Below are 25,737 nucleotides of genomic sequence, written 5' to 3' on the forward strand. Positions count from 1 at the left end.
AGAGCACTCTCATGTGCGGAATCGCCGGCTGGGTTTCGTTCGACCGCGATCTACGCCAGGAACAGGCGATCCTGGACGCGATGACCGACACGATGGCCGCGCGAGGTCCGGACGAACGGGGCACCTGGGCCGACGAGCACGCCGCGCTGGGCCATCGGCGCCTGGCGATCATCGACCTGCCCGGTGGCAGGCAGCCGATGAGCGCCGAGACGCCGCGCGGCAAGGTCGTGACGGTGTATTCCGGCGAGGCCTACAACTTCGTCGAACTCCGCGAGGAGCTGCGCGCACGCGGCCACCGGTTCACGACGAAGTCCGACACCGAGGTCGTGCTGCGCGGCTACCTCGAATGGGGCGAGGCCGTCGCCGACCGGCTCAACGGCATGTACGCCTTCGCCATCTGGGACGCGGCCGAGCGCAAGCTGGTGCTGATCCGCGACCGCATGGGCGTCAAGCCGCTCTACTACTACCCCACCCCGGACGGCGTGCTGTTCGGCTCCGAGCCGAAGGCGATCCTGGCCAATCCGCTCGCCAAGCACGTGGTGGGCGCCGACGGCCTGCGCGAGCTGTTCGCGTTCGTCAAGACCCCCGGCGACGCCTTCTGGCAAGGCATGCGGGAGGTCAAGACGGGCAGTGTGGTCACGGTCAGCCCCGCCGGAATTCGCGAGCACACCTACTGGCGCCTGCGCACCCAGGAGCACACCGACGACCAGGCCACCACGGTCGCGCGGGTCCGCGAGCTGCTCGAAGACATCGTGCGCCGCCAGCTCATCTCCGACGTGCCGCGGTGCACGCTGCTCTCCGGCGGACTCGACTCGTCCGCGATGACCGCGATCGCGGCCGGGCAGCTCGCCGAATCGGGCGAGGTCGTCCGCAGCTTCTCGGTCGACTTCGAGGGCCGGACAGACGGTTTCGTCGCCGACACGATCCGGCCGGACGCCGACACCCCGTTCGCGCACGAGGTGGCGCGGTGGGTCCGGTCGGATCATCAGGACATCGTGGTCGACGCCGCGCACCACGCCGATCCGGCCATCCGGGGCCACGTGCTGCGCGCCAGGGACATGCCAGCGGGCAACGGCGACATCGACACCTCGCTGTACCTGCTGTTCCGGGAGATCCGGCGGCACTCCACGGTCGCGATCTCGGGCGAGTCGGCGGACGAGGTGTTCGGCGGTTACCTGTGGTTCAGGGATCCGCTCGTGCAGCAGGCGGACATGTTCCCGTGGCTCGTGCGTTGGGCCGAGTACTTCGGCGACGACACACAGGTCCTCACCCCGGCCGCGCGGAAGGCCCTCGATCTCGAAGCCTATCTCCGCGACAACTACGCGGGCGCGGTCGCCGGGATCGAGCGGCTCGGCGGGGAGAGCGACTTCGAGTGGCGGCAACGCAAGATCAGCCATCTGCACCTGACGCGCTGGGTGCGCGTGCTGCTCGACCGCAAGGACCGCACCAGCATGGCCACCGGCCTCGAGGTGCGGGTGCCGTTCTGCGATCACCGGCTGGTCGAGTACGTCTACAACACGCCGTGGTCGTTGAAGACCTTTGACGGCAGGGAAAAGAGCCTGCTGCGTGCCGCGACGGCCGACCTGCTCCCGCGGTCGGTGCTGCAGCGCAAGAAGGCGCCGTATCCGTCCACACAGGACCCGACCTATGCACAGGCACTGCGGGAAGAAGCCCGCGCCCTGCTGGCCAACCCGGGCCATCGGGTTTTCGATCTGCTCAGCTACAGCTGGCTGAAGAACTGCGTGTCCGAGCAGGCGCCCCTGGCGACCTTGGCGTCCCGCGCCGCGCTGGAGCGGGCACTCGATCTCGCGCTGTGGTGGGACATGTATTCGCCGGAGGTGGCGTTGTGAGCACGGACCCTCGCAGATGGAAGGCGCTCGCGGTGTTGTGCGTCGCCAGCCTGTTCATCACGCTGGACTCGCAGATCGTGACGCTGGCGCTGCCGTCGATGAAGGACGACCTCGGGCTTTCCAGCGACAGCATGCAATGGGTGCTCAGCGGTTACCTGCTGAGCTTCGGCGGCCTGCTGCTGCTCGGCGGCCGGTCGGCGGATCTGCTCGGCGCGCGCCGGGTGTTCATGATCGGCACGTTCCTGTTCCTGGTGAGCTCGCTGCTGTGCGGGCTGGCCTGGAGTGCCGGCATCCTGCTCGGCGCTCGCGTCGTGCAGGGCATGTCCGCGGCGCTGATGGCGCCGAGCGCGTTGTCGATCCTGATGACCACGTTCACCGAGCCCGCCGAGCGCAACAAGGCACTCGCGTTCTGGTCGGGCACCATGGGCTTCGGCGCGACCGCCGCGCTGCTGGCCGGCGGCCCGATCACCGAGTTCCTGGGCTGGCCGTGGATCTTCCTCATCAACATCCCGGTCGCCGCGGCGCTGCTGGCGCTGAGCCCGCGCATCCTGCGGGAAAGCAAGCCGAGTGAGGGCAAGCGGTCCTTCGACCCGGTCGGCGCGCTGACGATCACCGTGGCGCTGGTCGCGGCCGTCTTCGCGATCGCCGAGGCACCGCGACGCGGCTGGGCCGATCCGGTCACGATCGGCATGCTGCTCGGCGCCCTGGCCCTGGTCGGCATCTTCGTGCTGGTCGAGCGGCGATCCGACGCGCCGCTCGTGCCGTTGCGGATCTTCCGCTCCCGCAGCCTGGTCGGCGGGAACCTGGTGATGCTGCTGCTCGGCGCGTCCGCGTTCGGCATGGCGCTCGGCGCTTCCCTGTACGGCCAGCAGGTTCTCGGCTACTCGGCCGTGGTGTTCGGCCTGGGCTTCCTCCCGATGACCGTGGTCAACATCGGCGGCTCGGCGCTCGCGCAGTCCATGGTCGCCAAGTTCGGCGTCCGCGCGGTCGCCGCGGCGGGCCTGCTCCTGATCGGCGGCGGCTGCCTGCTGCTGACCACGATCGCGGCGGACGGCGGCTACTGGAGCGACCTGTTCGTCGCGCTGGTGATCTTCGGGCCCGGCCTGGGCGCCTGCTTCGTCGCGGCGTCGATCGCGGCGCTCAGCGCGGTCGCGCCGCAGGAGTCGGGACTCGCCTCCGGCATCAACACCGCCGCCTTCCAGATCGGCGGCGCCATCGGCGTCGCGATCGTCACCTCGGTCAGCACGTCGTTCGCGACTTCCCCGGAACCCAAGGTCGCACTCACCGAAGGATTGCGCGCGGGATTCGGCGTCGTGGTCCTGTTCGCCCTTCTCGGTGTCGTCGTCACTTTCACCCTGCTTTCCCGCCCGCGTCCTGCCAAGATAATTCCTTTGGAGCCAACGCGAAGTGGAGAGAGATGAATTCGCCGAAGGTCGTATCCCGGGAAGAATTTACTGTCGCCCGAAAGAAACTGCTCGAGAGCGAAAAAGAACTGAGCCACGTCCGCGATCGGGTCAACGCCGAGCGCCGCGCGCTGCCGATGGTCGAGATCGACAAGGACTACGTCTTCGACGGTCCTGACGGCCCGCTCTCGCTCCTCGGCCTGTTCGAGGGACGCAAACAGCTGATCGTCTATCACTTCATGATGCCGCCCGGCTCGGATCATCTATGTCCCGGCTGCACGATGCTGTCCGACAATGTCGGCCACCTCGCCCATCTGCATGATCGCGACACCACCTTCGTCGCGGTCGCCCGCGCGCCACTGGCCGAGATCACGCCGGTCAAGGAACGCATGGGCTGGGTTTTCCCGTGGTATTCCTCGGAAGGCAGCGACTTCAACTACGACTTCCACGTGAGCCTGGACGCCGACGTCGCCCCGATCGAGTACAACTATCGCACCGCCGAAGAACTCGAAGCGGCCGGCCTCGACTGGATGCTGACCGGGCCCGGCGATTGGCACGGGCTCAGCGTGTTCCTCCGGCGCGGCAAGCGCGTCTACCACACGTATTCCACCTATGCCCGTGGCACGGATCTGCTGAACGGCACGTTCAACTACCTCGATCTGACCCCGCTCGGCCGCCAGGGCGACGGATTCTATTCGCCGTCCCGCACCGGAAAGGAGTGATCGACGTGGAAGGCCGCTACGCCGAGGGCACCATCGAAATAGTCACCTACGACGACCACGAGCTGGGTCCGCAGGACCCCGGCGGCACCCGGCTGCTGTACACGATCACCGAGTACCACTACACCGGCGAGATGAACGGCAACGGCCACCACGCCTACCTCCAGCGCATCAGCCCCTCGGGCACCGGCCCGTTCCTGGTGATGGCGCGCATCGTCGGCAGCCTCGGCGGCAAGCAGGGCTCCTTCATGACGGAGGGCTCCGGCACCCGCGGCCCGCGCGGGCCGATCGACGTCGACTGGCACATCGTCCCCGGCACCGGCACCGGCGAGCTGGCCGGCGCGACCGGGTCCGGCAAGGTCACCACCACCGGTGACGGCGTCGTCCGCTACACCCTCACCTACCACGTCCCCGGCCTGTGACATGGCCCAGCGGGATAAAGCGGGCTTTATCCCGGGTGCTTTTCCCGGGATAAAGCCCGCTTTATCCCGGTCCGTGACGCGAGCTCCAGCTCACGAGCCCAGGGCGTCGATCACGTGGTGGACTTGGTCGTCGGTGAGGTGGGGGCCGATGGGCAGGCTGAGCACTTCGTCGGCCAGCCGCGACGAGAGCGGGAACGGGCCCAGGCCGAGCGGAGCGTAGGCGGGCGAGGCGTGCACGGCGACCGGGTAGTGCACGAGCGTGCCCACGCCCGCCGCCTCCAGCCGCGCCGCCACCGCGGCCCGGTCCGAAGTACGCACCACGAACAGATGCCAAGCGTGCTCGGCCCACGAGGCGACGCGAGGCAGTTCGAGGTCCGACCCCTTGAGCCCGGCCAAGTACCGCTCCGCGACCCGAGCCCGCCGCGCGTTCCACTCGTCGAGCAACGGCAGCTTGACGCGCAGTACCGCGGCCTGGATCTCGTCGGTCCGCGAGTTCGTGCCGAGCACCTCGTGCTGGTACTTCACCCGCGAGCCGTAGTTGCGCAGCAGCCGGACCTTCTCCGCGAGCCCGCGATCCGACGTCACGACCGCGCCACTGTCACCCAACGCGCCCAAGTTCTTGCCCGGGTAGAAGCTAAAGGCCACAGTGGACGGTGAAGCGCCGATGCGCTGTCCATTGTAGACAGCATCAGGAGCCTGGGCCGCGTCTTCGACCACGGCCAGCCCGTGACGGTCCGCGACGGCGCGCACGGCGTCGAGGTCCGCGGGGTGCCCGTACAGATGCACCGGCAGGATCGCGCGTGTGCGGGGCGTGATCGCGGTTTCGATACGCGCGGGATCCATCGTGAACGTCACCGGGTCCGGCTCGACCGGGACCGGCGTGGCGCCCGTGTCCGACACGGCCAGCCAGGTCGCGATGAACGTATGGGCCGGAACGATCACCTCGTCGCCGGCGCCGATCCCCAGTGCGCGCAAGATCAGCGAGAGCGCGTCGCCGCCGCTGTTGACCGCCACGCAGTGGTCCGCGCCGCAGTAGGCCGCGAACTCGGCTTCGAACGCCTCGACCTCCGGTCCCAGCAGGTACCAGCCGGAGCGGAGCACCCGGGAAACCGCGTCGTCGATCTCCGCGCGCAGTTCGAGATAGGGCGCGCGGAGATCGAGGAACGGAACGTTCATGCCAGAAGGATGTCCCCGCCGTCTATGGGCGGACATCTTCGAAAATGCGGAGCTCATGCGAGAAAGGATGTTTCTGGGACGAAGTACGCCAAATGCGCGCTATGGTGAAATCGTCACGTTGAGTAACCAACTGTAAGGAAACGCAGAGACGATGACCACATATGTGTTGATCCATGGCGCCGGTGATGTCGGCTGGGCCTGGCACCTGCTGGAAGCGGAGCTGCGCGGGAACGGGCACGACACGGTGGCACCCGACCTTCCCATCGAGGACGACTCCGCGGGCCTCGCCGATTACGTCGACTCCGTCGTCGAAGCGGTCGGTGACCGCGACGGCGACGTCGTGGTGGTCGGGCACTCCTTCGGCGGCATCGTCGCGCCGCTGGTGGCAGAGCGGCTGTCCGCCAAGGTGATCGTGCTGCTCGCCGGCATGATCCCGGCACCCGGCGAGACCACGAACGACTGGTGGGGCAACACCGGCTACAGCGCGGCGTCGGCGAAGGCGGCCAAGCAGGACGGCGGCCTCACCGGCAATCCCGACCCGTTCGTCAGCTTCTACAACGGCGTTCCCCGCGAACTCGCCGAGCAGGCGATGAGCAAGGAGCGCGGGCAGTCCGAGTCGGCGATGAACGACCCGTGGCCGCTGAAGAAGTGGCCGGACATCACGACGAAGTTCATCCTGGCGACCGAAGACCGGTTCTTCCCGCCGGCGTTCTTCCAGAAGCTGGTGAAGGAACGCCTGAACATCACCCCGGACGAGGTCGCGGCCTGCCACTGCGCGGCGCTGTCCAAGCCGAAGGAAATCGCGGCACTGCTGGAGTCGTACACCGACTGAGCAGCTGGAGAGATGCAGGCCGCGCGAATGGGCTGAAACCCTGACAGATGCACCAAAAGCATCCTTGGGAGGACCTTCATGCGCGTCCTGTTCACCACCTGTCTCAACAAGTCGCAGGTCTACATCCTGGCGCCACTGGCGTGGGCGATGCGCACGGCCGGACATGACGTGCGCGTCGCCATCCCGCCGGACCTGGCCGAGGACGTCGCCGCGATCGGGCTGGCGGCCGCGCCGATCGGCGAGCTGATGCCGCACCTCAAAGAGGACCTGGCCGAGGCCGAGCCCGAGCAGAAGACCGCGTCGGACGCCGACCCTCTCAACCGCGTCAAGCCGCACCAGTCGAACTACGGCTGGGAGGACCCGCCCGCCGAGTTCGTCCATCTCGCCGAGGACTTCTTCCCCATGCTCACCCCGGACGGGATGTGGGAGGGGCTGATCGACTACGCCAAAGCCTGGAAGCCGGACCTGATCATCTGGAACACACTCGCCTTCGCGGGCCCGATCGCGGCACGCGTCACCGGCGCCGCGCACGCCCGCCTGCTGTGGGGTGTGGACGCGATGGCCCAGGTGCACGCCAAGTTCGTCGAGAAGCGGGACGCCGAAGGCATCGAAGACCCGATGAAGACCTGGCTGGGCCCGAAACTCGAGCGCCACGGCCACACCTACGACGACGAGATCGCGCTCGGCCAGTGGACGATCGACCCCGCGCCGCAGTCGCTGTTCCACCCCAAGAACACCGGCGTGCACTACGTGCCGGTGCGCCAGGTGGTGTTCAACGGCCCGGCGATCGTGCCCGACTGGGTCAACGAACCCCTTGAGCGCAAACGGGTTTGCCTCACACTCGGCTTCTCGCACCGCGAGTCGCACGGCATCGAGGCCTCCACCGCCGATCTGCTGGAAGCGGTGTCGGACCTCGACGTCGAGGTGGTCGCGACGTTCAGCGCCAAGCAGCTCGCGTCGCTGGATCGCTTGCCGGACAACGTGCGCCCGGTCGAGTTCGTGCCGCTCGGCGCGCTGCTGCCGACCTGCTCGGCGATCGTGCACCACGGCGGCACCGGGACGTTCGGCACCGCGATCGAGCACGGCGTGCCACAGCTCATCGTGCCCGGCACGTACTGGCACGAGAAGTGGTGGGCGCCGGTTTCGCAGGCGAACCTGCTCGAGGAGCGCGGCGCGGGCATCTACGTCGGCGATTCCGACCAGCTGACCCCGGAAAAGCTCCGCTCGGACCTCGCCAAGGTGCTGGACGACCCGTCCTACAAGCGCGCCGCCGAGCGTTTGCGCATCGACCAGCTGAGCGTGCCGAGCCCCAACGAGATCGTTCCGCAATTGGAGCGGCTCACCGCGGAGCATCGCAAGAACGGATAGGAACGCTCCAACAGAAAGGAACCCGTGATGAGTTCGGACCCCGCGGCGACGACCGCAGGCCGGCGAGAATGGCTGGGGCTGGCGGTGCTCGCACTGCCGACACTGCTGCTCGCGATCGACCTCGGCGTGCTCTATCTCGCGCTGCCGAAGCTGAGCGAGGACTTACACCCCAGTAGCACCCAGATCCTGTGGATCATGGACATCTACGCCTTCATGACCGCGGGGTTCCTGGTCACCATGGGCACATTGGGCGACCGGATAGGCAGGCGGCGGCTGCTGATGATCGGCGCCACCGCGTTCGGCATCGCCTCCGTGCTCGCCGCTTTCTCGTCCTCGGCCGAGATGCTGATCGTCACCCGCGCGCTGCTCGGCATCGCGGGCGCGACGCTGGCACCGTCCACTTTGGCCTTGATCAGCACCATGTTCACCGACGAGGGTGAGCGCGGCAAGGCCATCGGCGTGTGGATGAGCTGCTTCATGGCGGGCACCGCGCTCGGCCCGGTGGTCGGCGGCGTGCTGCTGCAGTGGTTCTGGTGGGGCTCGGTGTTCCTGCTGGGTGTCCCGGTGATGATCGTGCTGGTGATCGCCGCGCCCAAGCTGCTGCCCGAGTACCGCGATCCCAACGGTGGCAAGCTCGATCTGCTGAGCGTGGCGCTCTCACTGGCCACGATCCTGCCGGTCATCTACGGCATCAAGGAGATCGCGCACGACGGCGCCGGCCTCTCGCAGCTCTCGATCGTCGCCGCCGGGCTCGTGGTCGGCGTGATCTTCGTGCTGCGCCAGCGCAAACTCGCCAACCCGCACGTCGACGTCGGGCTGTTCAAGTTCCCCGCGTTTTCCGGCGCGCTCGGCATGCTGCTGCTCGGCCCGGCCGTGATGGGCGGGGTGGGGCTGTTCGCGAACCAGTTCCTGCAAATGGTCGAGAACCTTTCGCCGCTGCAGGCCGGGCTCTGGGCCGTGCCGTCGGCACTGGCCACTGTGGCCAGTGCGATGTACGCACCCGCGCTGGCCCAACGGATCCGCCCCGGTTACATCGTCAGCGCGGGCGCGGTGATACTGGCGATCGGCGCGCTGGTGCTGACCCAGGTGACCGCGGAATCCGGGCTGGCGACGCTGGTGATCGGGATGACGCTGGTGTTCTTCGGGTTCGGGCCGATGGCCTCGCTCGGCACCGAGCTGATCATCGGCGCGGCACCGGAGGAGAAGGCCGGTTCGGCGGCCTCGATGTCGGAGACCTCCAGCGAACTCGGTGTGGCGCTGGGCGTCGGCATCCTTGGTGCGGTCGGCACGGCCGTCTACCGCAGTGAGATCGCGGACACCCTGCCCGCGGGCGCTCCCGACGCCGCCAAGGACACTCTGGCCGGCGCGATCTCGGCTGTCACCGACGGCGGAAGCGCCGTGCTCACCGCGGCGCGGACCGCGTTCACCAGCGGCCTGACCACGGTCGCGCTGGTGTGCGCCGGGATCGGCGTCGTGCTGGCGGCACTCGCCGCGTCCCTGCTGCGGCGGGTCGGCGCGCCGGAGCCGTCGGCGGAGACCGAGACGGAAGCCGTCGAAGTCGCCTGACCCGCAACCGGAAAAGGGCTCCCACGCGCCGTGGGAGCCCTTTTTCGGGCTAGGGAAGCTCGGTCGTGTGCAGGTTCGCGCTGATGGTGATCAGGACACGCCAGCGGCCCCAGCGGTCGCGGGTGTAGGTCTGTGAGCTGATGAAGGTCTCCTGGAAGTGGTCGTCGGGGAACGTCAGCGTCGCGTTCGTGAGCACCAGTGCGGTGTTGCAGTCGACGACCTCCTTCAGTACCGGGAACGACGACGTGAAGTTCATCGAGAACAGGCCGGCGAACAGCTCCTTGATCGCGGCCTTGCCGTACTGGATGGTGCCGTCGGGGTCGACCTTGGTGGCGTCCTCACGGAAGAACTCGGCGAAGCGGTTGACGTCACGAGCGTCGAAGGCGTCGTTGTAGGCCTGCTTCACCTGGTCGAACTGGGTACGGCAGGCGGCGACCGGGTCGTAGGACTGATGCTGGGCTCCGGCCCGCGCGGGCGCGGTCAGCAGGCTGGTCGCGCCGAGCAGCACGGCCGCTATGGCGGTTTTCCGGAATTTCCTCATGGAGTTCTCCTGAATACGGTTGGGGGTTGACCGTTTTCCTTTTCTTTCCGCCACAAAGCGCCGCCGGAGGATGATTCCTCCGTCGGCGCCAGGTGGTGACTCTGGGTGCTCTTCAGCCGGGGAGCACCGCCTTTTTCGCCGACCGGCGCAGCCACCAGGCGACCAGTGCGATATTGACCAGCCAGTTCAGCCAGAAACCCGCGAACTGGGCGATGGCGAGCACGGCCATTTCGTCTTCCGGGAACACCGGAGCGACGGCATACCAGGCGCCCGTGAAGAACAACCGACCGGTGAGAATGCTCGTCGCGAGCGCGAAACTGTAGAGCATGTACTTGCGGTGCCGGTCCCATTGCCGCCGCCTGGCGGTGACGTAGCCCGCGGCGGTGACCCCCAGTGTCAGCACCGCCCACAGCGCGGACCCGATGGCGCTCAGCCCGGTCAGGATGCCGAACGGCACGATCACCAGCGAGAGCACCGCTGACGGGCCGATACCGGCGAAAACGTAGAGCCTGCCGCTGATCCGGTGCGCGCGCGGATGCCGCTCGCGCAGCCACGCCCACACCTGCAGGCAGACGGTCAAGATCGCGATCGTGCCGGTGGCGATGTGACCGATCAGCAACGGATAGTGCAAACGGAAGCGCTCATTGATCGGAATGAGCGACTGCGCCGGGTCACCCGTCAGGTACCGTGGCAGATACATCAACATGAAGGCCGCGACCAGCAGCCCCAGGGGGATCATCCACGGCCGGAAGAAGCGCGCTCGCGCCTTTTCCGCCACCCGCGGTATCGGCCGTATCTGTTCCGGCGTCTGCGTCATGATCACTCCCCAGCTTCAAATCCAGGCGAATCCCTCGTTGCAGACACGCTATGTGCCGCGATGCCCGAATTCCTCTTTCATCGTGCGCAAACAGTGCACTACAGGAGTGGGAGGGAATTGACGTGCGCTCATATTCTGGCTACTGCCAAGCGCATCCAAGGAGGAGCAGATGTACGACTACGTGATCGTCGGAGCGGGATCGGCGGGCTGCGCGCTCGCCGCCAGACTGAGTGAGGACCCGGACGTGAAGGTCTGCCTCATCGAGGCCGGTCCGGCGGACACCTCGCCGAACATCCACGTGCCCGCGGCGTTCTCGAAACTGTTCCGTACCAACGTCGATTGGGACTACGACACCCACGACGAGCCGTTCCTCGACCGCCGCCGGATCTACCTGCCGCGTGGCCGCGTGCTGGGCGGGACGAGCTCGATCAACACCCAGATCTACATCCGCGGCAACCGGCTCGACTACGACGCGTGGGACCAGCCGGGTTGGTCCTTCGACGAGCTGCTCCCCTACTTCAAGCGCTCCGAGGACAACGAACGCGGCGAGTCCGAGTTCCACGGTGCCGGCGGCCCCCTCTCGGTCTCGGAGAACCGTTCGCAGAACCCGATGTCCACCGCGTTCGTCGAGGCGGGCGTGCAGGCGGGCTACGGCGCGAACGACGACTTCAACGGCGCTTCGCAGGACGGCTTCGGCTACTTCCAGCTGACCCAGAAGGACGGGCGCCGCGCGAGCACCTCCACCGCGTTCCTGCACCCCGCGCTGGGCCGCCCGAACCTCACGGTCGAGACCAACGTCCACGTGCACCGCGTGCTGATCGAGAACGAGTTCGCCGTCGGCGTCGTCGGCCAGCGCCTCGACGAGGAGATCACCATCCGCGCCGAGCGCGAGGTCATCCTCGCCGCCGGCGCCTACAACTCGCCGCAGCTGCTGATGCACTCGGGCATCGGCCCGGCCGCGCTGCTCGGCCCGCTGGGCGTGCCGGTGGTCGTCGACCAGCCGTTGGTCGGCCAGAACCTGCAGGACCACGCGCTGATCCCGCTGGTGTTCACGCACGAGCACCCGATCAGCATGATCGCCGCGGGCGCGCCGGAGAACTTCCAGCAGTTCATGGAGCAGGGCCGCGGCCCGCTGACCTGCAACGGCCCCGAGACCGGCGGTTTCGTCCGCACCAGGGCGGACCTGCCCGCCCCGGACGTCGAGTACCTGTCCGCGCCGGTCATGTTCATCGACAGCGGCCTCGCCATGCCGACCGGGCACGCGCTCACCTTCGGCCCGTCGATGCTCACCCCGCGCAGCCGCGGCGCCGTCACCATCGCCTCGGACGACCCGACGACCAAGCCCCGCATCCAGCACAACTTCTTCGTCGAGCCCGAAGACCTCACCGACGCGATCGCCGCGTTGCGCATCGGCCTCGAGATCTCGCGCCAGGAAGCGCTGCGCGAGTACACCTCGAACCCGTACCGCCCGCCGGCCTCGGAGTCCGACGCGGACCTGACCGACTACATCCGCAAGTTCACCCACTCCATCTACCACCCGGTCGGCACCTGCGCGATCGGTTCGGTGGTCGACACGGAGCTGCGCGTCGGCGGTGTCGGCGGCCTGCGCGTCGCGGACGCGTCGGTGATGCCCGTGATCCCGCGCGGCAACACCAACGCCCCGACCATCGCGGTCGCCGAGAAGGCCGCGGACCTGATCCGCAAGGCCACCGCCTAGGTCGCCGCTGCCACTAGCCCGAAAGCCACTTTCGCCAGGTCCAACCTGACGAAAGTGGCTTTCGGGCTTTTCTGGGCCGGTCTGAGCATGCGAAGGCCCCCTTCACCGCCGGCGGGGTGGTGAAGGGGGCCTCAGCGTGGGGGTCGTGAGTGGTATGCCCGGTTAGAACCGGCCGTACCACTCACGACCGCTTACAGGTAGTGCGTGTTCGGACCCAGGCCGCACGCGATGCGGCCGTAGAGCTCGAGGTTGGTGTTCGGATGCATCACCGCGTGCAGGTTCACCACGCGGATGTCGCGCTCGATGCGCTGCATCGGCACCGAGCTGTACGCCGACGAGCCGCCGCTGGCGGTGGCCAGGATGTCGACGGCCTCCTTGGCGCGCTGGCAGGTGGCGCCGAGGTCGAGGCGGACGCGGGCGCGCTCCTCCAGCGTCCACTCCTCGCCGGACGCGGTCTTGGCGTCGACCAGGTCCGCCGCGCGGAGTGCGTGGAAGCTCGACTCGTCGACCTTGATCGTGGCCTCGGCGACCTGGAGGTGGGTCAGCGGCGCCTCGGACTGGTTGGTGTAGTCCGTGTACGTGATCTTGCGTCCGGGGAGCCGCTCGAAGAAGTTCTCCTTGGCCGCCTTCGCCAGCCCGACCGCGATGGCGCTCACCGTGGCGCAGGCGGTCGGCAGCAGCGGGGCCTGGAAGATCGGGGAATCGGCGTTCTTGACCGACGAGTACTTCTGGTGCAGCACCGGGCCCATCTTCAGCACGCGCTCGGCCGGGACGAACACGTCCTGCGCGACCGTGCTGACACTGCCGGTGCCGCGCAGGCCCGAGGTGTGCCAGTCGTCGATGATCTCCAGGTCCTTCAACGGGATCGCCGTCATGATCGGCTCGGGGCCGTCGGCGTCGGGGTCGAGCAGGATCGCGGAGTTGGTGTTCCAGTGGCTCTGCTGGGCGCCGGAGTTGAACGTCCACTTGCCGTTCACGATGTAGCCGCCCGCGGTCGGCGTCGCGGTCGCGGTGGGGCTGAGGATGCCGCAGACGCGGACGTCGGGGGTCGAGAAGATCTCGTCCTGCACCTCGTCGGGGAACAGGCAGGCGATCCAGGTGCTGATCGTCCAGACGCTCGCGGTCCACGCGGTCGAGCCGTCGCCGCGCGCGAGTTCGGTGACGGTCTCGGACAGGGTACGCAGGCCGACCTCGTGGCCGCCGTAGCGCTTCGGGATGCGCATCCGGAAGAAGCCCGCGTCGGTCAGCGCTTCGAGTGACTCGGGGTGCAGTTTCCGGTTTTCCTCTGTCCAGGCCGCGTTCGCCTTCAGCAACGGCACCAGGTTCGAGGCGCGGCTCACGAATTCCTGCTCCGACGGTGTTTCCACAATGTACTCCTCGGACCGGTCGTCAAAGTACTTCGAGGTTCTCAGCAAGCGAGCGCCGCGGGCTCCTCTTCCCTTGCTGAATCGTCCAGCAGCGCGAGCAGCGCGGGCGGGTCCGCGATCCGCCTGGCGCGCAGCCGGATTTCGGGAACGCGGAGATCACTTTCGGGGCCGATCTGCACCTGCCCGGTGCCGCCGAGCAGATTTCCCCGCATGGAATGCGCCAGCACGTACCAGCTCCCCGCGGGAACACCGTCCAGCACATATTCCCCCGGCCGTTCCATGATGACGTGCCGGGCGGGAACCCCCTCGAAAACGCGGCCGGAGAACAGGCCGACGAAAGCCGGGAATGCCCCGTTCCACGCCAGGCTGCCGCGGACGACACCGCAGCCGCCGCCGCACCCGCCGACGAACGGCGGTGGGTCCATCCGGCGGTACCGTGACGGCGTGACCCCTACGCTGTAACGGAATCTGGTGCTGAACGAACCGACCCCGCTGAAGCCGACCTGGTTGGTCACGTCCGCTACACTCAGCGTGGTGGAGACCAGCAGCCGTTTCGCCTGCTCGATCCGGACCGCCGACAAATAGCGGCCGGGCGATATTCCAGTGACCCGCTGGAACATCCTCGAGAAATGAAACTTGCTGTACATCGCGCAGCGGGCAAGATCGTCGACGGTCAGCGGCGTCGAGTATTCTTCCCGCATCGTTCCGATAGCCCGCTCAACGGCGGTGACAGCCGAGAGATTCATGCCTTCGAGTATCGCCAGGTGCTGTCGGCCTCTTCCAGCGTGCGCTTCATGAAAACGCATATGCGTTTCGCATGCGCCGAGGGTGAGCACGCTCGGAGACGCGGGGCGCGGCGGCGCCGTCAAGACTTGCGCCATGCCTACACTTCCCGAGTTCCGGCTGGAGTCGTATTTCTCCACGTGGGAGTTCGTCGCGCGGTACCACCTCACCGCCTCGGACGCGCAGACGGTGACGAAGGCCGAACTGCTCGCGATGGCGAGTGACGAGGACCGCGCGCGCTGGGAGAACATGGACCTGGGCTACGGCGAGACCTACGGCCTGCCCGAGCTCCGCGCCGCGATCGCGGGCACGTACGACCACCTCGAAGCCGAGGACGTCATCTGCTTCGCCGGCGCCGAGGAAGCGCTCAACCTCGCGATGCACGTCCTGCTCGACGCGAGCGACCACGCGATCGTCATCACCCCGAACTACCAGGCGGCCGAAACGATCCCGCTGTCGATCTGCGAGGTCACCGGGATCGCGCTCGACCCGGACGGCGACTGGCGCCTCGACGTCGACGCCCTCGAGGCCGCGATCCGGCCCAACACCAAGGTCATCTCGGTCAACTTCCCCAACAACCCCACCGGCACCATTCCCGGCAAGGCCACCTGGGACCGGCTGGTGCGCCTGGCCGCCGACCGCGGGATCCGGCTGTTCAGCGACGAGGTCTACCGCGGCGTCGAGCTCGACCGCGAAGCCACGCTGACGCAGGCCGCCGACCTCTCGGACACCGCGCTGTCGCTCAACGTGCTTTCCAAGGCTTACGGGCTCGGCGGCCTGCGCATCGGCTGGATCGCGTGCCGTGACCGCGCGCTGCTTCAACGCCTCGAACGCGCCAAGCACTACGCGTCGATCTGCAACTCCACGCTGAGCGAAGTGCTCGGCCTGATCGCGCTGAACGCCAAAGAGCGGCTGTTGGAACGCAACCGCGAGATCATCGCCGAGAACGTGCCGCAGTTCGACGCCTTCTTCGCGAGCTACCCGGACCTGTTCGAGTGGCAGCCCCCGAAGGGCGGCTGTGTCACTTTCCCGCGCTATCTCGGCGAAGACGGCGTCGAAGCCATGTGCGCCGGCCTCGTCGCCGAGGCCGGCGTCCTGCTGCTGCCCGCCAGCCTGTACGTCTCAGAGCTGACCCCCGTGCCCACCGACCGCTTCCGGGTCGGCGTCGGGCGCAGTGACCCGAAAGCGGCTTTGGGGGCATGGGCGGACTGGATCGAACAGCGTCAATAACAGCGTCAACAACAGCACTGAATGGCGGCGTTCTTTCGGAAGACCATCGCCAAAGCCAGCAGCATCAGCACTCCCGCGTAGATCAGGCTGGTGCCGAAGAACGGCAGCATCGCCGCCGCGCCGATGGCGACGCCGATGTTGCACAGCCGGGCGGCGCGCCCGGTCAGCAGCCGGTGCGCGGCCACGAAGGTGACCAGGAAGATCAGCAAGAACGCCGCGGAGGTCGCGGTGATGAGCCGCTCCTCGCTGCTGCCGGTCAGCACGAGCAGGCCGACCGGCACGCCGTACCCGGCGATCAGCGAAAGCAGCGCGACGTAAGGGACGTTGCGGCGCGCGGACACCTTCGTCAGCGCCGCCGGGAGCAGGCCGCTCCTGGCCGACGAATAGACCATCCGCGAGGTGCCGAGCACCCAGGCGTTCGTCGCGAGCAGCAACAGCACCACCGCGACGATGCCGCCGACCCGCGCCAGCGTCTCCCCGCTCACGATCCGCAGCAGCGTCGTGAACGCGGTGATCTGACTGCCTTCCGCGGCGCCAGGCGGGACCACCAGCACGATCGTCGCGGCCATCGTCAGGTACAGGAACCCGATCACGAACACCGCCAGCGCGATGGCCTTCCGGAACGTCCGGCGCGGGTCCACCACCTCTTCGGCCACGGGCGCGGCGTTCTCCCAGCCGATGAACCCGAAGAAGCACACGATCAGCGCCGCGCCGACGCTCGACCAGCCATGTGGCGCGAACGGCGTCAGGTTCGCGCTGTCCGCGCTCGGCATGGCGATCGCCATCACCACGACCAGGAACGTGACGAGCGCGATCAGCACGGCGCCCTGCACGAAACTGCTCGTCTTGACCCCGAACAGGTTGAACAGGACCGAGCCGACCATGATCGCGAAGCCCAGCACGACCACCTTCAGGTCACTGGGATTGGGATCCCACATGTTCAGCAGATACCGCGACGCGGCCAGCCCGAGCACGGGGTTCGCGATGAGCAGCGACAGCACCAGGAACGCCCCGACCCAGCGGCCCGCCCGCGGCGCGATGCCGGTGCTGACGAAACAGGCGATACCGCTGGCGCTCGGATACTGGGCGGACAGCCGCGCGAAGGTGAGCGCGAGCGGGTACGAGTAGAGGATCAGCAGCGCCCACGCGAGCAACGACAGCGGCCCCGCCTCGGCGGCCGCGTGCCCCGGCAGGATGAGGATGCCCACCCCCACCACCGAGGTCACGTAGTGGATGACGAGCCCGGACACGCCCATCGACCGTTCCAGGGTGGTGGTCATCAGAGAATCCTCTCGATCTCGTGCAGGAGCGTTTCGATCAGCTTGCGGTTCGCGGAGGTGCCGACCAGCCCGACGCGGAAGGTCTCACCCGCGAACGGCTCGAGGCCGCCCGCGATCATCACGCCGGCGTCCAGCAGCCGGTCGCACAGCTCGTTCGCGCGCGGGTGCCGGGCGACGACCACCAGGTTCGCCGCGTGCTCGTCGGCGGCGACCACGTCGAAACCCAGGCGCCGCAAGCCATCGCGGCATTCCGTGCGCAGCTGCGCGCGCTGGGCGACCCAGTTCTCCCTGCCGACCGTGTGAATCCGGCGGAGGCTGCTCGCCAGCACCTGGATCAGGCTGGTCGGCATGGTGACCGGGGTGGGTTCCCAGTCGTCCTCGGTCGCCGCGTGCTCCCATCTCGCGAGATCGAGGTACCAGGTGGGCGGGCGCACCGACCGCGCGTCGACCCGCTGCTTGCCCGCGTCGGACAGCGCCACCACGGCGAGACCAGGCGCGGCGCCGAGTCCCTTCTGCGACGCGGAAACGAGCGCGTCGACCCCCATCGCGCGCATGTCGATGTGCTCACCGCCGGCGGCCGCGATGGCGTCGACGAGCAGCACCGCGCCGGACGCGTGCGCGAGCTTCGCCAGCTCCTCGATCGGATGCCGGACCGCGGTCGCCGTCTCCACGTGGGTGACCACCAGGCCGTCGCAGCCGCCGAGATCGATCCGCGCCGGGTCGACGGGCTCGCCCGGCACACACTCGACGACACGCACGTCGAGCCCGTGCGCCCGCGCGATGTCGACGAGCCTGCTGCCGAAGTAGCCCGAGTTCACCACGGCCACGCGCTGGCCGGGCTCGAACAGGTTGAACATCGCGGCGTCCAGCCCGGCCGAGCCGGACCCGGGCAGCAGATACGTGCGGTCCGCGCCCAGCAGCAGCGCGAGATCTTCGTGCACGGCGGCGAAATCGGCCATCCAGGCAGGGCCGTAATGCGGCTCGATCTGCCTGCCGAGCACCGCGAGTTCGCGCGGATGCAACCGGCAGGGGCCGGGGATCATCAAATGCCGGATCCCGCCGTGGCCGCCTTCGACCGCTGCCAGCGCGTTACTCATTTCGGCCTCTCAGGTCAGGCCGCCCTCGGCATCGCGAACCTGCGGGCGGCGATTTCGCGTAGTGCGCGCCACAGCCGTTCGACGTCGGCGCGCGTGGTGTGGATGTTGCCGATCGACACCCGGATCACGTATCCGTCGTCGATGACCGTGTGGGAGATGAAGGCCTCGCCCGAAGCGTTGACCTCTTCGACGATTTCGGCGTTGAGCCAGTCGTTGACCTCCCGGTCGCCGCTGGGCTCGAAACGCAGGCACACCAGCGGATAGATCGAGTCGACCGGCACGCGCCACAGCGGCTCCTCGGCGACCGCCTCGCGCAGCCAATTCGCCAGCTGGACGCTGTGCTCCAGCCGCTCCGCCAGCCCCGCCCTGCCGAACGTCCTGATCACCCACCACAGCTTCAGCGCGCGGAAACTCCGCCCCAGCTGCGGGGTCAGGTTCATGTAGTCGACGGTGTGCTCGTCCTGCGCGGACTTCAGGTACTCCGCGACCAGGCGGAACGTGTCCGCGAGCGCGCCGCGGTGCCTGCAGTACAGCGCCGACGCCTCCATCGGGATGTAGAGCGTCTTGTGCGGGTTGACCACCAGCGAGTCCGCCAGGCTCAGGTCCTCGACCTGATCGGCGAGCGACGGCGCCAGCCGCCAGAACCCGCCGAACGCGGCGTCCACGTGCAGCCAGACGCCGTTGCGCTCGCAGACGTCGGCGATCGCCGTGACCGGGTCGGCCGCGCCGACCGAGGTGGTGCCGACCGAGGCGACCACCGCCACCGGCTTGAACCCGTTGGCCAGATCCGCCGAGATCGCCGCTTCCAGCGCGTCGGGCCGCATCCGGTACTGGTCGTCCGACGGGATCTTGACCAGATTCGCCGTGCCGAAGCCCAGCGTGATCGCGGCCTTGTCGACCGAGCTGTGCGCCTGGTCGGAGGTGTAGAGCCGCAGCACCGGGAGATCGCGCCCGGCCAGGCCCTCGACCCGCACGCTCGGCCCGAGCGCGGCGTCCCGCGCGGCCGCGAGCGCGTACAGCGTGGCCAGCGAGGCGCCGTTGACCAGCACCGAGTCGGAGTCTTCGGGATACCCGACCATTTCCGAGATCCAGCCGAGCACGACGCGTTCCAGCGCCGACGCCGCGGGACCGCTCTTCCACAGCATGGCGTTGACGTTCAGCGCCGCGGTCATCGTCTCCGCGAGGACACCGGGAAAGCTCGCGCTGTTGGAGAAATACCCGTGGAACGACGGGTGATTCCAGTGCACGAGGTACGGCAGGACCAGCTCACGGGTGTCGGTCAGCACCCGCTCGAAGTCCACGCCCTGCTCGGGCAGCTCGGACAGCAGCGAAGCCGACAGGTCACCGGTGTCACTCGGGACGGTCACCGGGACCTGCCGGATCGACTCGAAATGCTCCCGGAGCACGGCAAGGAGTTCCCTGCCGTGCTCCTCGAACTGGGCCGGGGCCCAGTCGCCGGGTTCCTCAGACATTGGCTGCCTCTGCGAAGAGTTCGGTCACGTCCGCGTCGTGGTCGACCGGGCGGTCACCCCAGTCCCAGCCACCCGACACCGAAAGCGTCGCGCCGGAGATGTACCCGGCCCGGTCGGACACCAGGAACGCCACCGCGTCGGCGATGTCGCCGGAGGTGCCCAGCCGCCCGGCCGGCACCCGCTTCGCCATCCAGCCCGCCTGCTCCGGCGGGAGATGACCGTTGTCGATCAGGCCGGGCGCGACACAGTTCACCGTGATGCCGTGCCTGGCCTCCTCGGTGGCCAACGACCGGGTCAGCACCGCGATCCCGGTCTTTGCCACCGTGTACGCCGCGAGGTTCGGCGCGCCCCGCACGTCCAGCGCCGGCGCGAGCCCGATGGTGATCACCCTGCCGAAACCACGCGAGCGCATGCCGGGCAGCGCCGCCTTGGTCGCGTAGAACGCCGAGTTCAGGTTGCTGTCGATGATCGCCTTCCAGCGCAGCGCCGAGGTCTCCGCGACCGCGCCGAGCACGAACTCACCGACGTTGTTGACCAGGATCGAGACCTCGGAGCCGAACGCCTCGGCGGTCTGGCGCACGGCGCGCTCGGCCTGCTCCGGCTCGCACAGGTCGGCCTTGACCATGACCGCGCGCGCCCCTGACGCCCGCAACCGGTCCACGAGCGCCTGCGCGCTCGCGGCGTCGCTGCGGTAGTTGACCGCGACCATCGCGCCCTCTTCGGCGAGACGCTCGCACAGCGCGCTGCCGATCCCGCGCGCGCCGCCGGTGACCAGCGCGACCTGGTCGGTGCCAGCCAGCCGTGTCTCCATCAGTGGTCGTGGTCGTCGTCGTGGTCGTGCTCGTGCGGGACCTCGTTGAGGTAGCTGATCTCGCGCGGGCCGGTGCAGTAGGTGGCCTCGAAGTCGCCGAGCAGCGGGTGCTCGCCGCCGATCAGGTCCTCGGCTTCCTCACGGCTGCGCCACGGGTACATCACCCACACCTTGGTGGGCTGCGCCTCGTGCTGGTAGAAGGTGGCGTGGCCGAGGAAGGCCGGGTGCTCGTGCGCGCGCGGGCCGACCAGGTCGTCCATCTTCTGCATCAGCTCGGGCACGCGGTCGGCGAAGTCGTCCTTGATTTCCCAGGTTTCCAGAACGTGGATCATGACTCTGTCTCCTCATGCATCGTGGTTTGGCGGAAGTGCTCGGACAGCAGGGATTTCCCTTCCGGCACGAACTTTTCGCAGACGAAGATGTGGTGGCGCCGGTTGCGCGACTGCGCGGACCAGAGCTTGGTGGCGGCGGAGCGCACGCCCGGAGGCACGCGCCCGGCGCGATCCGCTGCCTTGAACCCCCGGCGCAGCGTGGTGAGCCTGGACAGCATCTGCTCGTGTTCGATGTTCAGCGTGCCGGAGAAACCCGGTGTCATGAACGGCGGCGCCATCGACGGGCGGATGACCCGCTCGTAGGTGTCCGCGCCGAAGTCCGCCGCGTAGCGCATGGTCGCGGTGGCGGCGTCGTAGAGGATGGTGAGCTTCCGGAAGGCCGCTTCCAGCTCCTGCCAGCGAGACCTGTCCAGCGCGGTGCTCGCTTGCACCAGCAGGCCGTTCATCGCCGCCAGGTTCAGGTGGAAGAGCTGGTGCCCCAGCTTCCACCTGAGCACGGCCTGCCCGGTGTCACTCACGCCGCTGCCTCCCCGAAATCGTCGTGCGCGTGCGCCACCCATTCGGCCAGCGTGCTGTGCAGCGTGACCACGCAGCCGGCCAGTATCGCGACTTTGTCCTCATCGGACAGTGAGCTGCGCTCGAGGTCGACCAGCACGTCACGCTGGACGTCCAAACAGGACTGTGTCCAGGTCGCCAGATCCGGCCGCTGCCGCACCAGCCGGAAGTAGGCGTCGTAATGCTCCTGACCCGCGATACTGGTGAGCGCGCCGGGAATCTTCCCGTCGCTCGGCAGCGAGATCGACTGGATCAGTCCTAGGTCGACTTCGTATTCGCCCTCACCGGCCATTTCGCCGCTCCATGAAGTACCGGCGCACGGTCTCGCTCGCGTTCTTGCCGGGAATGCCGAACACGCCACCGCCGGGCCGGGTTCCCGAACCGCAGAGGAAGAAGCCGGGCACCGGGGTCTGGTAGTCGGGGTAACCGGCCACCGGGCGTCCGGCGAACAGGTCCAGCGGAGACATCGCGCCGTGGTAAAGGTTTCCGCCGGGCAGGCCGATCTCGCGCTCGATGTCCGGCGGGGCGAACAGCTTGCGGTGCGTCACCGCGGCGGTGAGCCCCGGCAGGTACGGCTCGACGTAGGCCAGCAGGTTGTCCAAGAAGGACTCCCTGATCTCGTCCCAGGTCGTGCCGGCCGGCTGGTAGGGCAGGTACTGCAGGTACATGCTCATGACGTGCTTGCCGGGCGGCGCGACGTCGGGGTCGAGGATGCTCGGGATCGAGCACTCGACGTGCGGCTGCGTCGGCGGGATACCGGCCCGCATCTCGGCGTGCACGCGGTCGAGGTGATCCATGTCCGGCAGGATCTGCAGCGTCCCGTTGAAATGCTCGCCGTACCCCTCGAAACCGCGCACCTCGGGAAGCCGGTCGAGCGCGAGGTGGACCTTGCCCGCGACGCCCGCGTGCGGGCGGTTCGCCAGCGCGGCGCGATAGCTCGGCGGCACGATGTCGGCGTCGATCATCTTGTTGAAGGTGGTCGACGGGTCGGCGGCCGAGACGACGGCCTTCGCGGAGATGTGAGTGCCGTCCTCGAGTTCGACACCGCGGCAGGCGATGGCGCGCGGGCAGCTGCCGAGCAGGATCTGCTTGACCGCCCTGCCGGTGTAGATGTCCACTCCGAACTCTTCACAGGCGGCGGACAGCGCACGCGTGATGCTCCCCATCCCGCACTTGACCTGGCCCCACGACGGGCGCGCGTCCTCGGTCGTGCCCATCTGGTGGTAGAGCATCAGATACGCGGTGCCCGGCGTGGAGGGTCCGCCGTCGACGCCGACGGTGCCGTCGGTGGCCAGCGTGACCTTGAGCGGCTCGGACTCGAACCACTCGTCGAGCACCTCACGCGCGCTGCCGAACAGCGTGCCGACCAGCAGCCGCAGGTCCTTGTCGTCGAGCTCGGACGTCGCGCGCAGAATGGACTTCAGCGCCGGGATGTCCTCGAACAGCGGCGCCCTCGACGCGCCGGTCACGTACGGCTCGGCGAAGCGGGCGACCCGGCGCATCGCGGCGCCGTATTCGAAATACGCGTCCGCGTCACGCGGGGAGAACTTGCTGATCTCCGCGTGCATTTTCGCGGGATCGGTCCGGAAGCTGAGATGACGCCCGTCCGCGAGAAGCGCGGTGACCGACGGATCGCGCTCCATGACCCGCAGGCCATGCTTGGCGAGCTTGAGATCCTCGATGATCTCCTTTCGGAACAAGGTGGTCACCAGGCTGGCGGTACTGAACCGGTGCCCGGGGAATACCTCTTCGGTGATGCAGGCGCCACCCACGAAGTCGCGCCGTTCGACCACCGCGACGCGGTAGCCCGCCTGTCCCAGATAAGCCGCGCAGACCAGGCCGTTGTGCCCGGCCCCGACCACGATCACGTCATATGTGTCACTCACGGATTCATCGTGCGACGCCGCGACGCCCGCGTCATCTCTGAGGATGCTCTGCGATGGAGCACGTCCAGAGTTGCGGCGATTCCCGTGCCTTGGACATGCTCATTCAGGAAAACTTCACCAGGAGGCCGACCGTGTCATCTCATCTGATGGACTCGGCGTTACCCGCGGTGGCAGGCACGGATGTCCGGGTGCCGCTGGCTGACGGATCGTCGGTGCCCTATGCGAATTTCGACTACGCGGCGAGCGCGCCTTGCCTGCTCGCGGTCAAGGAAGCCTTGGATTTGGCGGTTCCCTTGTACGCCAGTGTGCATCGAGGCGCGGGCCGTCTTTCTCAGTTGACTACACGTGCTTACGAAGACGCCAGGCAGACGGTACGCCGGTTCGCGGGCGCACGGCGCGACGACGCGGTGATCTTCACCCGCAACACGACCGACTCGATGAACCTGCTCGCCTCCTGCGTGCCCCTCGACACCACGGTCGTGGTCTTCGAGTCTGAGCACCACGCCAACCTGCTTTCCTGGCTGCACCGGCATTTCGTGGTGCGGCTGCCGATGCCCGCGTCCGCGGAGGAAGCCGTCTCCGCGGCAGCGAGCGCGCTCTCCCCCGGTTCGCTGCTCGTGGTGACCGCGGCTTCGAACGTGACCGGCGAGCTGTGGCCCGTCGAGGAACTGGCCGCGGCCGCGCACGCGCGTGGCGCGCGCATCGCGGTGGACGCCGCGCAGCTCGCCCCGCACCGGCCGATGAAAATGTCCACTGTGGACTACGTGGCCTTCTCTGGGCACAAGCTCTACGCGCCGTTCGGCGCGGGCGTGCTGATCGGGCGCGGCGACTGGCTCGCCGCCGCGGACCCGTACCTGCGTGGCGGTGGCGCCAGCAAGCTGGTTGGCCCGGACACGGTCGTCTGGGCGGACGATCCCCAGGAGCGGCACGAAGCCGGCAGCCCGAATGTCCTTGGCGCGCTGGCGATTTCCGCCGCCTGCTCGGCGCTGGAGGCCGCGGGCTGGCCATCCCTCGTGGCGGCGGAAGAACGACTGCTCGCCCGGTTGCGTCTCGGCCTGTCCATGGTTCCCGGCCTGCGCGAGCTTTCCTTGTGGGGCCCGGAATCGCCGAGGGTGGGCATCGTCTCGTTCGTCGTCGACGGCTGGGAGGCGCGCGCGCTCGCCCAGACCTTGTCGGACCATTACGGCGTCGGCGTCCGCGACGGCAAGATGTGCGCCCACAATCTCGTACGCCATCTGCACGGCGGCTCCGACGGTTCGATCGTCCGCGCCAGCATCGGCCTCGGCACCACCCGCGCGCACGTCGACCGCCTGGTCACCGCGCTCGCCGACCTCACGGCCGCCCGCGCCGCCGCCTGAACCGGGCGCAGGAAATAGGAAGTGACGCCGTCTCCCGCACGGACAATGAATCGGGGACGACCATAGGTATGCGATCGCTTCGATGAGGAGACTTTTATGTCGGTCAGTGCCGAAGATAGGTTGACGGCTTACTACGGGCAGTTCACTTCCGAGCGTGAGAAGGAAGTGCTGAGTGTCCCGCTCCGCTTGGTGGGGGCGTGGGCGGAGAACAGCGCCGATGGCGTGGCCGAGGTGTTCACCGAGGACGGGATCCTGATCCTGCCGGGTGACGTGTACAAGGTCGGCCGTGAAGAGATCAGGGCGTTCATGAAGGCCGCCTACGCCGGCCCGTTCAAGGGCAGCGGCGTGACCGGCCAGCCGGTGGACCTGCGGTTCGCTTCGGACACGGTCGCACTGATCCGCACCCACGGCGGCATCCTGGCGCCGGGCGAGACGGAGATCGACCCCGAGCTGGCCGTGCGCTCGACGTGGATCACCGTGAAGAAGGACGACGGTCAGTGGTACCTGGCCGGCTACCAGAACAGCCCGCGTGGCGCCGGCGCCACCCTCCGCTGGTAACCCACTGACCCCAAGGAGAAAACCCATGCCAGGCAAGGCATCCGAACTGGTCGCAGGCGCCAAGAAGTGGGCGGCCAACTACGGCGACTTCCCCAACGGCGAAGAGGGCGCGGTGCTCACCGTGCCGCTGCGCATCCGCGGCGCGTGGGAACGCAACGACGCCGAGCTGTTCGCCGAGGTCTTCGCGGACAACGGCAGCATGCTCGTCGGCGACAAGCAGCTCCAGAGCCGCGAAGAAGTGCTCGAGTACATGAAGGAAGCCTTCAAGGGCACCTACAAGGGCGCCCGGCTCGAGGAGACCCCGGTGGTCATCCGCAAGCTGTCGGACACGGTCGCCTTCGCGGTCACCAAGGGCGGCATCCTGCTCGACGGCGAGACCGAGGTCGCCCCGGAGCGTGAAGTCCGCGCGACCTGGGTGATCGTCAAGGAAGACGGCGACTGGAAGCTGCTGAACCACCAGACCAGCCCCATTTCGGGCTGAGCAACCCCGTCCCCGCCGACAAAGCCCGCTTTACTCCCCGGAGCGAAGCGGGCTTTATCGCGTGAACCAAAGCCCGCTTTATCCCCGGGATAAAGCGGGCTTTATCCCGGTCCGCG

General features: G+C 68.2%; 25 protein-coding genes. 12 read left to right on the top strand and 13 right to left on the bottom strand.

All coding sequences use genetic code 11. The features are described 5' to 3' along the window. Positions 1 to 11: 11 nt before the first annotated feature. The 4 genes from asnB to BLV57_RS16260 are packed head-to-tail and all read left to right on the top strand — an operon-like array spanning position 12 to position 4,394. The gene (gene asnB, locus BLV57_RS16245; RefSeq protein ID WP_091289578.1) at positions 12 to 1,850 is read left to right on the top strand and encodes an asparagine synthase (glutamine-hydrolyzing); all 1,839 of its coding nucleotides are present in this window, start codon (positions 12 to 14) and stop codon (positions 1,848 to 1,850) included. Next, positions 1,847 to 3,271, top strand: a complete 1,425-nt coding sequence (locus BLV57_RS16250; RefSeq protein WP_218134823.1) for a DHA2 family efflux MFS transporter permease subunit — start codon at positions 1,847 to 1,849, stop codon at positions 3,269 to 3,271. Before asnB ends, BLV57_RS16250 begins: the two co-directional genes overlap by 4 nt. Continuing rightward, on the top strand, positions 3,268 to 3,975 hold the full coding sequence (locus tag BLV57_RS16255) for a DUF899 domain-containing protein (protein WP_091289580.1): 708 nt from the start codon (positions 3,268 to 3,270) through the stop codon (positions 3,973 to 3,975). Before BLV57_RS16250 ends, BLV57_RS16255 begins: the two co-directional genes overlap by 4 nt. A 5-nt stretch (positions 3,976 to 3,980) precedes the next feature. Continuing rightward, complete coding sequence (locus tag BLV57_RS16260) at positions 3,981 to 4,394, top strand: DUF3224 domain-containing protein (protein WP_176968642.1); 414 nt, start codon at positions 3,981 to 3,983, stop codon at positions 4,392 to 4,394. A gap of 90 nt (positions 4,395 to 4,484) precedes the next feature. On the opposite strand, the gene BLV57_RS16265 is transcribed toward BLV57_RS16260, so the two are convergent. Then, entirely contained in the window at positions 4,485 to 5,570 is a 1,086-nt protein-coding gene (locus tag BLV57_RS16265; RefSeq protein ID WP_091289582.1) for a DegT/DnrJ/EryC1/StrS family aminotransferase, read from the bottom strand. A gap of 151 nt (positions 5,571 to 5,721) precedes the next feature. Here BLV57_RS16265 and BLV57_RS16270 point away from each other — a divergent pair, with 151 nt between their 5' ends. The 3 genes from BLV57_RS16270 (at position 5,722) to BLV57_RS16280 (ending at position 9,336) form a co-directional block, all read left to right on the top strand. Further along, complete coding sequence (locus tag BLV57_RS16270) at positions 5,722 to 6,402, top strand: alpha/beta hydrolase (RefSeq protein ID WP_091289583.1); 681 nt, start codon at positions 5,722 to 5,724, stop codon at positions 6,400 to 6,402. A 78-nt stretch (positions 6,403 to 6,480) separates the two neighbouring features. Further along, positions 6,481 to 7,770 (top strand): activator-dependent family glycosyltransferase, encoded by a 1,290-nt coding sequence (locus tag BLV57_RS16275; RefSeq protein WP_091289584.1) that lies wholly within the window; start codon positions 6,481 to 6,483, stop codon positions 7,768 to 7,770. Positions 7,771 to 7,797: 27 nt separating this feature from the next. After that, positions 7,798 to 9,336 carry an MFS transporter gene (locus BLV57_RS16280; protein WP_091289585.1) on the top strand — a complete coding sequence of 513 codons (1,539 nt, stop codon included), beginning with the start codon at positions 7,798 to 7,800 and terminating at the stop codon, positions 9,334 to 9,336. A gap of 49 nt (positions 9,337 to 9,385) precedes the next feature. Here BLV57_RS16280 and BLV57_RS16285 read toward each other — a convergent pair whose 3' ends face one another. Both BLV57_RS16285 and BLV57_RS16290 read right to left on the bottom strand, forming a co-directional pair. Beyond that, complete coding sequence (locus BLV57_RS16285; protein ID WP_091289586.1) at positions 9,386 to 9,877, bottom strand: YybH family protein; 492 nt, start codon at positions 9,875 to 9,877, stop codon at positions 9,386 to 9,388. Between the two features lie 112 nt (positions 9,878 to 9,989). Beyond that, complete coding sequence (locus BLV57_RS16290) at positions 9,990 to 10,694, bottom strand: DUF2306 domain-containing protein (protein ID WP_143047072.1); 705 nt, start codon at positions 10,692 to 10,694, stop codon at positions 9,990 to 9,992. A gap of 169 nt (positions 10,695 to 10,863) precedes the next feature. Here BLV57_RS16290 and BLV57_RS16295 point away from each other — a divergent pair, with 169 nt between their 5' ends. Further along, a complete protein-coding gene (locus tag BLV57_RS16295) occupies positions 10,864 to 12,411 on the top strand; it encodes a GMC family oxidoreductase (RefSeq protein WP_091289588.1) in 1,548 nt (515 codons plus the stop codon). Between the two features lie 191 nt (positions 12,412 to 12,602). On the opposite strand, the gene BLV57_RS16300 is transcribed toward BLV57_RS16295, so the two are convergent. Together BLV57_RS16300 and BLV57_RS16305 are read right to left on the bottom strand one after the other, a co-directional pair. After that, on the bottom strand, positions 12,603 to 13,781 hold the full coding sequence (locus BLV57_RS16300; protein WP_218134834.1) for an acyl-CoA dehydrogenase family protein: 1,179 nt from the start codon (positions 13,779 to 13,781) through the stop codon (positions 12,603 to 12,605). Positions 13,782 to 13,819: 38 nt separating this feature from the next. Next, positions 13,820 to 14,659 (bottom strand): helix-turn-helix transcriptional regulator, encoded by an 840-nt coding sequence (locus tag BLV57_RS16305; RefSeq protein WP_245757345.1) that lies wholly within the window; start codon positions 14,657 to 14,659, stop codon positions 13,820 to 13,822. Between BLV57_RS16305 and BLV57_RS16310 the strand changes: the two genes are divergently transcribed. Continuing rightward, positions 14,658 to 15,791, top strand: a complete 1,134-nt coding sequence (locus BLV57_RS16310) for an aminotransferase class I/II-fold pyridoxal phosphate-dependent enzyme (protein ID WP_091290406.1) — start codon at positions 14,658 to 14,660, stop codon at positions 15,789 to 15,791. The genes BLV57_RS16305 and BLV57_RS16310 overlap by 2 nt on opposite strands. A 5-nt stretch (positions 15,792 to 15,796) precedes the next feature. On the opposite strand, the gene BLV57_RS16315 is transcribed toward BLV57_RS16310, so the two are convergent. The 8 genes from BLV57_RS16315 to BLV57_RS16350 are packed head-to-tail and all read right to left on the bottom strand — an operon-like array spanning position 15,797 to position 23,224. After that, positions 15,797 to 17,071, bottom strand: coding sequence for an APC family permease (locus BLV57_RS16315; RefSeq protein ID WP_091289590.1), 1,275 nt, complete (start codon positions 17,069 to 17,071; stop codon positions 15,797 to 15,799). Further along, a complete protein-coding gene (locus tag BLV57_RS16320; protein WP_091289591.1) occupies positions 17,071 to 18,168 on the bottom strand; it encodes a pyridoxal-phosphate-dependent aminotransferase family protein in 1,098 nt (365 codons plus the stop codon). Before BLV57_RS16320 ends, BLV57_RS16315 begins: the two co-directional genes overlap by 1 nt. Positions 18,169 to 18,182: 14 nt before the next feature. Further along, positions 18,183 to 19,640, bottom strand: coding sequence for a pyridoxal phosphate-dependent decarboxylase family protein (locus BLV57_RS16325; protein ID WP_091289592.1), 1,458 nt, complete (start codon positions 19,638 to 19,640; stop codon positions 18,183 to 18,185). After that, the gene (locus BLV57_RS16330; RefSeq protein WP_091289593.1) at positions 19,633 to 20,451 is read right to left on the bottom strand and encodes an SDR family NAD(P)-dependent oxidoreductase; all 819 of its coding nucleotides are present in this window, start codon (positions 20,449 to 20,451) and stop codon (positions 19,633 to 19,635) included. The genes BLV57_RS16325 and BLV57_RS16330 overlap by 8 nt, the downstream gene beginning before the upstream one ends. Then, positions 20,451 to 20,783, bottom strand: a complete 333-nt coding sequence (locus BLV57_RS16335; RefSeq protein ID WP_218134824.1) for a hypothetical protein — start codon at positions 20,781 to 20,783, stop codon at positions 20,451 to 20,453. Before BLV57_RS16335 ends, BLV57_RS16330 begins: the two co-directional genes overlap by 1 nt. Next, positions 20,780 to 21,301: a hypothetical protein gene (locus BLV57_RS16340; RefSeq protein WP_091289594.1), complete on the bottom strand. Its 522-nt coding sequence runs from the start codon at positions 21,299 to 21,301 to the stop codon at positions 20,780 to 20,782. The genes BLV57_RS16335 and BLV57_RS16340 overlap by 4 nt, the downstream gene beginning before the upstream one ends. Next, positions 21,298 to 21,630: a hypothetical protein gene (locus BLV57_RS16345; RefSeq protein WP_091289595.1), complete on the bottom strand. Its 333-nt coding sequence runs from the start codon at positions 21,628 to 21,630 to the stop codon at positions 21,298 to 21,300. Before BLV57_RS16345 ends, BLV57_RS16340 begins: the two co-directional genes overlap by 4 nt. Further along, positions 21,620 to 23,224, bottom strand: coding sequence for a phytoene desaturase family protein (locus BLV57_RS16350; RefSeq protein WP_176968643.1), 1,605 nt, complete (start codon positions 23,222 to 23,224; stop codon positions 21,620 to 21,622). The genes BLV57_RS16345 and BLV57_RS16350 overlap by 11 nt, the downstream gene beginning before the upstream one ends. A 131-nt stretch (positions 23,225 to 23,355) precedes the next feature. Between BLV57_RS16350 and BLV57_RS16355 the strand changes: the two genes are divergently transcribed. From BLV57_RS16355 to BLV57_RS16365, 3 genes are all read left to right on the top strand, one after another. Further along, entirely contained in the window at positions 23,356 to 24,582 is a 1,227-nt protein-coding gene (locus tag BLV57_RS16355; RefSeq protein ID WP_245757346.1) for an aminotransferase class V-fold PLP-dependent enzyme, read from the top strand. A gap of 120 nt (positions 24,583 to 24,702) precedes the next feature. Further along, complete coding sequence (locus BLV57_RS16360; protein ID WP_245757347.1) at positions 24,703 to 25,140, top strand: SgcJ/EcaC family oxidoreductase; 438 nt, start codon at positions 24,703 to 24,705, stop codon at positions 25,138 to 25,140. A gap of 25 nt (positions 25,141 to 25,165) precedes the next feature. Beyond that, positions 25,166 to 25,621: an SgcJ/EcaC family oxidoreductase gene (locus BLV57_RS16365; RefSeq protein WP_091289598.1), complete on the top strand. Its 456-nt coding sequence runs from the start codon at positions 25,166 to 25,168 to the stop codon at positions 25,619 to 25,621. Positions 25,622 to 25,737 lie beyond the last annotated feature (116 nt).

It is taken from the genome of Amycolatopsis xylanica, from assembly GCF_900107045.1.
GTDB lineage: Bacteria > Actinomycetota > Actinomycetes > Mycobacteriales > Pseudonocardiaceae > Amycolatopsis > Amycolatopsis xylanica.